We start from the raw sequence: 8,482 nt of genomic DNA, 5'->3' as shown, positions 1-8,482 counted from the left end.
TTCGTTCGGATACCGGTGTTGTATCCGGGCGAATATCCAACGCGGCCGGTCGTCGTCCGGGCCCGCCGCAGGCCGGCCAGGGGCTTCGACACAGGCCTTAGGGTTCAGGCATGGTCGATCGGCGCCAGGTGTTGAACTTCCGCGTCCACGCCCAGCAGCTCGACCGGGGCGCGGGCACGCTCGCCGACACTGCCGTGCTGGACATCGGGGTGCAGAACACCGGGCCGGACGGTGCCCGGTGGGCGCTGGCGGGGCGCGGGGTCGACGTGACCGCGTTGTCCGACACGGAGGTGGTCCTGCTGTGGACCGTGCGGGGCGCCCCACACCTCTACCGTCGGGCCGACGTCGGCGCGGTGGCGGCCGCCGTCGAACCCTTCACCGACGCCGACGCGGGCAAGCGCATCTACGACGCGTCCCGACCCTTGAAAACCGCTGGCATCGGCAACCTCGCGGCCCTCGACGAGGTGGCCGCCCGCATGCGGGCCGTCGTCACCAGGCCGACGGTCAAGGGGGACGTGTCCGGCCGCCTGGCCACGATGCTGCCCGCGCCGTACCTGCGGTCCTGCCGGCCGTGCGACGCCACCCACCTCTACGAGATGCCGTTCCGGCTCGCCGCCGTGCGGGCCGGACTGGAACTCCAGTTCGACACCTCACCTCCGATCCTGCGGCGCATCGCCGGGTTCACGAAAGCACAGGCTCCGGGTGACCGGTTCGACCTCATCCGCGCGTACCTTCGCCTGCTCGGCCCGGCCACCCCGAAACAGGTGGCCGACTATCTCGACGCCCCGGTCAAGGACGTGAAGGCGCTCTGGCCCAGGGACGTGGTCGAGGTGACGGTCGACGGTGAGGTGCGCTCACTGCTGGCCGCCGACGAACAGGCGCTGGAGTCGGCCGACGGCACGGGCACCCGCCTCCTCGGCCCGTACGACCTGTTCCTGCAGGCGAAGGACCGGGCGACACTGGTGCCGGACGCCGCCCGCGCCAAGGAGTTGTGGCCGGTGCTGGGTCGCCCCGGTGCCGTCCTGGTCGACGGCGAGCTGGTGGGCACCTGGCGACCGCGCAAGTCCGGCAGAACGTTCACGGTCGCCGTACATCCCTGGCAGCGGCTGTCGGGCGCGACACGCGACGCCATCACCGCCCAGGCCGAACACCTCGCCGCGCACCGGGCCGTCTCCCTGGCCGGCGTCGAGTTCGCCGGCTAACGCCGGGAGGCCGCTCACTCCACCGTCCAGGCGATGGCGGGAGGCGGCACCCGGGCGCAGAGCGGCCCGCCGGCGGCGTCGGTCAGCCCGACCCGGCCGACCAGCACCCCGCCGCCCTCGTGTGCGGCGCGCAGCAGCTCGGTCGGAACGTCGGTGAACATCAGCTTCGCTCGTCGGAACATCGCGAAGCCGTCCTCGGTCACCGCGCCCCAGCTCAGGTACAGGAATCGCGCACCGGGGCGGCCGTGCACCCACGGGCCGCCGACGTCGAGCATCCCGTCGACCTCACGGCTGGACACCTCGACGTGCCACGTGGTGTCGGCGGCGTCGGCCGGCACCAGATCGACAACCTCGGCCTTGCGTTGGACGCCGACGTGCACGTTGCCCCGCCGTAGCGCGTCGGCCTCCGCACCGGTACGGCGACCGGGGAGGTCGGTGCCGTCGATCCGGATCCGCATGCTGGCGATTCTCGTTCCTCGACCGGTGCAGGTGCGCCGGTCGGTGGTGGCGGTGTCGGCCTGGTGGGGCCGGCCGAGGTGCGCGGCGGTCGGGCGGGTCACCGCACCGCCCGAGGGGGCAAAAAGTAAAGGCAAGGAGATAACTCTCCCTGCCACTTCTAACGTATATCGCACCTGGGGGCTTGCGGCAAGACCCCGGTCCTGGCGCAGAATCTGCGGCCGGACCAGCATCAGGACGCAACGGGGGGCACGACGTGGGTGTGTTGTCGATGGACGAGGGCCGCAGCGACCTCGCAACGCTGGTGGATCTCCGGGAGGTTGACGAGACGCAGGTGGCGGTCGTCGGGGGCAAGGCCGCGCACCTGGGCGTGCTGTCGCGGATCGACGGGGTCCGCGTACCGGCCGGGTTCTGCGTGACGACGACCGCCTTCCGGCGGGTCATGGCGCAGACCCCGTCGGTCGACGAGCTGTTCGACCAGCTCTCACGCCTCGGCCCGGACGACCGGGAGGCGATCGGCACGGTCAGCGCGGAGATCCGCCGGAGCATCGAGGAGACCCCGATCCCGGGCGACCTGGCGGCCGCGATCACCGGCGCGCTCGCGGGGTTCGGCGAGGAGGCGGCGTACGCCGTCCGGTCCAGCGCGACGGCCGAGGACTCCCCCACGGCCTCCTTCGCCGGTCAGCAGGACACCTACCTGAACGTGGTGGGGCCGGAGGAGATCCTGCGGCACGTCAGCCGGTGCTGGGCGTCGCTGTTCACCGAGCGGGCCGTCGTCTACCGGCTGCGCAACGGCGTCGACCACCGTGCGGTGCAGATGGCTGTCGTCGTACAGCAGATGGTTTTTCCGGACGCGGCCGGCATCCTGTTCACTGCCGACCCGGTATCGGGCGACCGGAGGGTCGCGACGGTGGACGCCAGCTTCGGCCTCGGTGAGGCCCTGGTGTCCGGCCTGGTGAACCCGGACGTCTTCACGGTGCGCGACGGCGAGGTCGTCACCAGGGCGGTGGCCGCCAAACAGCGTGCCGTCGTCCCTCTTCCAGGCGGCGGTACGCGGGAGGTGGCGATCGACCCGCAGCGGCAGGAGCAGCCGGCGTTGACCGAGGCGCAGGTCGTGCGGCTGGTGCGGCTCGGACGACGGATCGAGGCCCACATCAGCCGTCCGCAGGACATCGAATGGTGCCTGGTCGACGACGACTTCCTGATCGTGCAGAGCCGGCCGATCACCACGCTGTTCCCCATACCCCCGGCCGGTGACCAGGAGAACCACGTCTACCTCTCGGTCGGTCACCAGCAGATGATGACCGACGCCATGAGGCCGCTGGGCCTGTCCATGTGGCAGTTGACGGCCATGGCGCCGATGCTGGAGGCCGGCGGCAGGTTGTTCGTCGACGCCATCCGGCTGCTGGCGTCGCCGGGCCGCGCTGGGTTCCTGGAGATGGTCGGGAAGTCCGACCCACTGATGAGGGACGCGTTGCAGACGCTCCTCGACCGCCCGGGCTTCGTTCCGACGACGCCCGTGGACGACGGTGGTCCTGCCAGGCTGCCGACCGGCGGCGCGTCGATCGAGACCGACCCGGCCATCGTGACCGAGCTGATCGAGCGCAACGAGGCGTCCCTCGCCGCCCTGCGGCGGGACATCGCGACGGTGACCGGTACGGCGCTGTTCGACTTCCTGCTGGAGGCCTTCGAGGAACACAAACGGATCCTCGCCGAGCCGCTGAACATGCAGGCGATCATGGCCGGCATGGAGGCCACCTGGTGGCTCAACGACCGGCTGTACGAGTGGCTGGGCGAGAAGAACGCGGCGGACACCCTCACCCTGTCCGCCCCCGGCAACATCACGTCGGAGATGGGGCTGGCGTTGCTGGACGTCGCCGACCAGATCCGTCCGCATCCGGAGGTGGTGGCGTTCCTGCGCGGCGTCGAGGACGACGGCTTCCTCGACGAGCTGCCGAAACTCCCGGGCGGGGCCACCGCGCGCGACGCCCTCGAGGCGTACCTCGACCGGTACGGCATGCGCTGCGTCGGGGAGATCGACATCACCAGGCCACGGTGGAGCGAACGTCCCAGCACACTCGTGCCGGTGATCCTCGACAACGTCCGGCTCTTCGAGCCGGGTGCTGCCAGGAGGCGCTTCGAGCAGGGGCAGCAGCAGGCCCGCGAGAAGGCGCAGGAGGTGCTGACGCGCCTGCGGGCGCTGCCGGACGGGGAGCAGAAGGCCGACGAGACCGAGCGGATGATCGACCGGGTGCGGACCTTCGTCGGCTATCGGGAGTACCCGAAGTACGGCATCGTCAGCCGCTACTTCGTCTACAAGCAGGCCCTGCTCGACGAGGCCGAACGCCTCGTGCGGGCCGGCGTCCTCACCGAGAGGGAGGACGTCTTCTACCTGACGTTCCAGGAGTTCCACGAGGTCGTGCGCTCGCACCAGTTGGACGACGACCTGATCCGGCAGCGCCGTGACGCCTTCCGGTCGTACCAGGCGCTGACGCCTCCCCGGGTGATGACCTCGGACGGCGAGGTCCTCACCGGTGCCTACCGCCGTGACGACGTGCCGGCCGGCGCTCTGATCGGTGTGCCGGTGTCAGCCGGGACTGCCGAAGGACGCGCCCGCGTCATCCTGGACATGGCCCAGGCCGATCTCGAAGCGGGTGACATCCTCGTCACGGCGCACACGGACCCCAGCTGGACGCCACTGTTCGTCGGCATCGCCGGCCTGGTGACGGAGGTCGGCGGATTGATGACGCACGGCGCGGTGATCGCCCGGGAGTACGGCCTGCCGGCTGTCGTCAGCGTCCTCGACGCCACCCGGCTGATCCACGACGGACAGCGGATCCGCGTGCACGGCAGCGACGGGTACGTCGAGATCCTGCCCTGACCGACGGCACCCGAGGAGGAACCATGATGACGATCCCTGCCCGACGTCTGGCGACCGCAATGGTCGCGGCGTCGACAGTGGTGACGGTGGCGGCGTGCAGCACCGGAGACGCCCCCGAGGCGCGCCCGACACCCAGCCCCGAGGTGACCGCCGCCGCCCCGCCGCCCACCACCACCGCGTCGCCGGCCGCCGAGCAGGAGTTCCAACGGCTGGAGAAGACGTTCGGGGCACGGTTGGGTGTCTACGCCGTCGACACCGGCACCGGCCGCACTGTGGAACACCGGTCCGACGAACGGTTCGCGTACGCCTCGACGTGGAAGGCGTTGGCCGCCGCCGAGGTGCTGGACGACACCACGGACGCCGAGCTGGACCGGGTGGTGCGCTACCCGGCACGGGACCTGGTGGCGCACTCACCGATCACTGAGAAGCACGTCGCCGAGGGCATGAGCCTGCGCGCTGTCGCCGACGCGGCCGTGCGCTACAGCGACAACACGGCCGGCAACCTGCTGCTGCGCCACCTCGGCGGGCCGGAGGGGTTCGAGAGGAAGCTGCGGGCGGTCGGCGACACGACCACCGACGCCGCCCGCTACGAGACCGCGCTCAACGAGGCGACACCCGGCGACAAGCGGGACACCAGCACCGCGCGGGCCCTGGCGGGCGACCTCCGGGCGTACACCGTGGGGGATGCCCTGACGCCCGCGGACCGCGACGTCCTGCGCGGCTGGCTGCGGGGTAACACCACCGGCGCGGCGCTGGTCCGCGCCGGGGTGCCCGCCGGGTGGGTGGTCGGCGACAAGACCGGCACCGGCGGGTACGGCACCCGCAACGACATTGCGGTGATCTGGCCGCCCGATCGCGCCCCGATCGTCCTGGCCGTGCTGTCCAGCCGCGACACGAAGGACGCCACTCCCGACGACGCCCTCATCGCCGAGGCCACCAGGGTGGTCGTCGCCCGACTCTGACGTTCTGTGGCCGGCCGGGTCGAAGCCCGTCGCGCTGGGGGTTAGGTCGCCTCCGCCTCCTACGCTGGCAGTCGTGCCCCACATGCCGCGGAGACTCAGTCATCAGATGCACGCTCGGCACGGCAGCGTGGGAGCAGACCGCCAGCGCTGGGTGCACATCGAACACCTGGTCGTCACCCGCAGAGGCGACACCTGGCGGACGTCCCATGTCAGCGCGCCGGCGGAGCCGACCTGGCCCAGCGACCTACTGCCCACGATCGGCGCCCTCGTACCGCCGCTGATCATCGTGCTCACCTTCGGCATGCTGGATCAACCAGCTGTGCTCCACGCACTGCTCCAGCAGGGCAACCCGGTCATCCTGGCCGTGGCACTGATTCCACTGGTGCTGCCGCTGCTGGGCGCAACGTTGACGTACCTCGGCCTGCATCGGTGGACCTCCTGGACGACTCGTCAAGCGGGCTGGACCGCAATCGCCGTCGGCTCGATGCTCTCCTTCTTCATCCCGCTGAACTACGTCGCACCGCAGCTGGGCCTGCTGAGTCTCGCGTTCGCCGCGGTCGCCACCAGGAGACGACGCTTCCGAGCCCTGGCCGTAGCGATCATCGCGCTGCTGACGGTCACCATTACCATGATCGTCGCCACCAGCAAGACGCAGAGATTCGCCTCGACCACCGAGGGCGACTACCTTCAGCGGATAACTGTGGGTCGGCTCCTCGACGGGCTCGTTCGTCTCAACATCGACGACGGCAATCAGCGACGCAGTGTCCTGCTCGTGGGCAGCAGCGAGGACTACGCCACGGTCATCACCGCCGACCATCCACCAGTGGTGGAACACCTCAGCACCGACGTCATCGCCAAGGCCAGTCCTTGCCAACTGCGACCAGACCCGCTGCAACGTAGCCTCTTCAGTCTCGTGACCCGAGGGTCGGCGGCGACGGACGCCCACCGCGGAGGCACGCCAGACTGCATCCAGGGCCGTGTTTCGTAGCGCGCGATACGTCCACGTCCGCGCCGAGCACTCCGGCCGCCTGGTGGATTTCGGCGGACCAGGCCGAGCAGAATGCCCTACCGGCCGCACATTACCGATAATCCGCAGTCGAATGAATCACATTTCACGGCGTCCGTCGGCCGCCGACTCCAGGGTTGACGCATGGCCGCGTCAGGATCGTAAGCCCAGGTGAGGGTCCAGTGCTCCACTCCAGACGCTTAACGAGAACTTAAGGGATTGCGGCCGAAAAACTGTCATCCCACGCCGACAGGCCGGCCACCAGCGCGTATCTAAAATGGTCTCCTTAATTCTTCGCCCACGAGTTGATGCGAATCCCCCGACCCACTCATACTTCTTTTCGCCATCAGCTGTGCCGTCGACCCAAAGGAAGAATTGGTAATGCGGACTCCCCCCGCGCATGTCGCACCGCCGGACCGGGCGCGCAAGCGTCGTCGTATCACCCGCCTCACGCTGGCCGGCGCGGTCGCCGCCGCGTTGACCGCCAGCGGCATCTACATCGCCGGCGCCCAGGCCGAGGAGGTCGCCGTCCCGGGCCGGGTCCAGGCGGAGGCCTTCGCAGCGCAGTCCGGCGCGCAGACCGAGAGCACCGGCGACGCCGACGGCGGCCGCAACGTCGGCTGGCTGGCCAACGGCGACTGGCTGCGGTACGACGGCGTGTCGATCACCGGTGCCGACCTGACCGCCCGGGTGTCCTCGCACAACTCCGCCGGTGGCACCGTCGAACTGCGCCTCGGCGCGCAGGACGGCGCGGTGCTGGCCAGCTTCCCGATCGCCCAGACCGGCGGCTGGCAGAAGTGGACGACCGTCGCCGCGAGGGCGTCGAGCGTGCCGGCCGGCCCGCAGACCGTTTTCGCCGTGCTGAAGAGCACGTCGACGTCGGACTTCGTCAACCTGAACTGGTTCACGTTCGGCCCCGCGGCTGGCGCGTCGCCCAGCGCCTCGACCACGCCGAGCACGTCGCCGAGCGCCTCGGCCACCCCGAGCGCCACCCCGTCGTCGTCGGCCTCCGCGTCGGTGCCGCCGAGCGCGCCGGCTGGCGGCTGGGTGCCCGTGGATCAGGCCCGGTGGGACAGGGAACTGGCTGCGTTCAACGCGATCACGCCGAAGGCGGTGACGCCGGGCACTACCCGGGTCCCGGAGTTCCACACCGACTGCGAGGTCGCCAACTCCGCTCCGGACGACCCGATCGTCGTGCCCGGCCTGCCCGGCGCCTCGCACATGCACACGTTCTTCGGTACGAAGATCGACGCCTTCACCACGACGGACAAGCTGCTCTCCGCGACGACCAACTGCAACGCCCCGGGTGACAACAGCGCCTACTGGGTCCCGGAGCTGCGCAAGGACGGCAAGGCCGTGCCGGTCAAGAGCTTCCGCGTCTACTACGGCTCGCGGGTCAAGGACCCGTCGACCGTCAAGCCGTTCCCGCCGGGCCTGCGGGTCGTCGAGGGTGACGCGAAGAAGCAGGTGGACACCCCGAAGAACGCCGGCAGCAACCAGTTCTGGTGCGCCGGCAGCGCCGAGATCGGCCGCAGCGCCGACGGCAACTGGCCGGTCTGCGCCCCCGGCGGCAACCTCATCTTCCAGCTCGTGTTCAAGGACTGCTGGGACGGCAAGAACATCGACTCGCCCGACCACAAGTCACACATGGGCGACCCGGTGAACGGGGTCTGCACCGGCAAGTACCCGGTGGCCGTGCCGGATCTGTCCTTCATGGTGAACTACCAGTCGCTGGGCGGTGACGGCCTCAGCCTCTCCTCCGGCAAGCCGTCGTCCATGCACGGTGACTTCATGAACGCCTGGGAGCCCGCCCGCCTCGGCGGTCTGGTGAAGTCCTGCCTCAACCAGAACGCCAAGTGCGGCACCGAGGTGACCTTCGCCGGCGGCTGACCGACGCCTGACAGAGACGGCCCTCGCACTTCGGTGCGGGGGCCGTCCGCCTGCTGTGGTCGCCGACGTCCGTTCGGGCAGAATG

The 8,482-nt window shown here is 70.2% G+C and carries 6 protein-coding genes; 5 read left to right on the top strand and 1 reads right to left on the bottom strand.

The annotated features are described in order from the left end of the window. The first annotated feature begins 110 nt into the window (after window positions 1-110). Complete coding sequence (locus tag ACWCO3_RS26980; RefSeq protein ID WP_450012691.1) at window positions 111-1,202, top strand: winged helix DNA-binding domain-containing protein; 1,092 nt, start codon at window positions 111-113, stop codon at window positions 1,200-1,202. Between the two features lie 14 nt (window positions 1,203-1,216). Here ACWCO3_RS26980 and ACWCO3_RS26975 read toward each other — a convergent pair whose 3' ends face one another. After that, the gene (locus tag ACWCO3_RS26975) at window positions 1,217-1,762 is read right to left on the bottom strand and encodes a DUF5990 family protein (RefSeq protein ID WP_450012689.1); all 546 of its coding nucleotides are present in this window, start codon (window positions 1,760-1,762) and stop codon (window positions 1,217-1,219) included. A gap of 167 nt (window positions 1,763-1,929) precedes the next feature. Between ACWCO3_RS26975 and rph the strand changes: the two genes are divergently transcribed. From rph to ACWCO3_RS26955, 4 genes are all read left to right on the top strand, one after another. Beyond that, complete coding sequence (gene rph / locus ACWCO3_RS26970; protein WP_450012693.1) at window positions 1,930-4,539, top strand: rifamycin-inactivating phosphotransferase; 2,610 nt, start codon at window positions 1,930-1,932, stop codon at window positions 4,537-4,539. A 23-nt stretch (window positions 4,540-4,562) separates the two neighbouring features. Then, window positions 4,563-5,501 carry a class A beta-lactamase gene (bla, locus tag ACWCO3_RS26965; RefSeq protein ID WP_450012687.1) on the top strand — a complete coding sequence of 313 codons (939 nt, stop codon included), beginning with the start codon at window positions 4,563-4,565 and terminating at the stop codon, window positions 5,499-5,501. A gap of 127 nt (window positions 5,502-5,628) precedes the next feature. Continuing rightward, on the top strand, window positions 5,629-6,489 hold the full coding sequence (locus ACWCO3_RS26960; RefSeq protein WP_358164489.1) for a hypothetical protein: 861 nt from the start codon (window positions 5,629-5,631) through the stop codon (window positions 6,487-6,489). 399 nt (window positions 6,490-6,888) lie between these two features. Then, on the top strand, window positions 6,889-8,397 hold the full coding sequence (locus ACWCO3_RS26955) for a DUF1996 domain-containing protein (RefSeq protein ID WP_450012685.1): 1,509 nt from the start codon (window positions 6,889-6,891) through the stop codon (window positions 8,395-8,397). The last annotated feature ends 85 nt before the right edge of the window (window positions 8,398-8,482 follow it).

It is taken from the genome of Micromonospora sp. NPDC002411 (assembly GCF_053592955.1).
The sequence above is the reverse complement of the archived record's forward strand: the minus strand, read 5'-3'. Positions and strand labels throughout refer to the sequence as shown.

Bases quoted from the DNA above. Each gene is read 5' to 3' on its own strand.
- ACWCO3_RS26955 (WP_450012685.1), top strand. From the start codon at position 6,889: ATGCGGACTCCCCCCGCGCATGTCGCACCGCCGGACCGGGCGCGCAAG.
- rph (WP_450012693.1), top strand. From the start codon at position 1,930: ATGGACGAGGGCCGCAGCGACCTCGCAACGCTGGTGGATCTCCGGGAG.
- bla (WP_450012687.1), top strand. From the start codon at position 4,563: ATGATGACGATCCCTGCCCGACGTCTGGCGACCGCAATGGTCGCGGCG.
- ACWCO3_RS26980 (WP_450012691.1), top strand. From the start codon at position 111: ATGGTCGATCGGCGCCAGGTGTTGAACTTCCGCGTCCACGCCCAGCAG.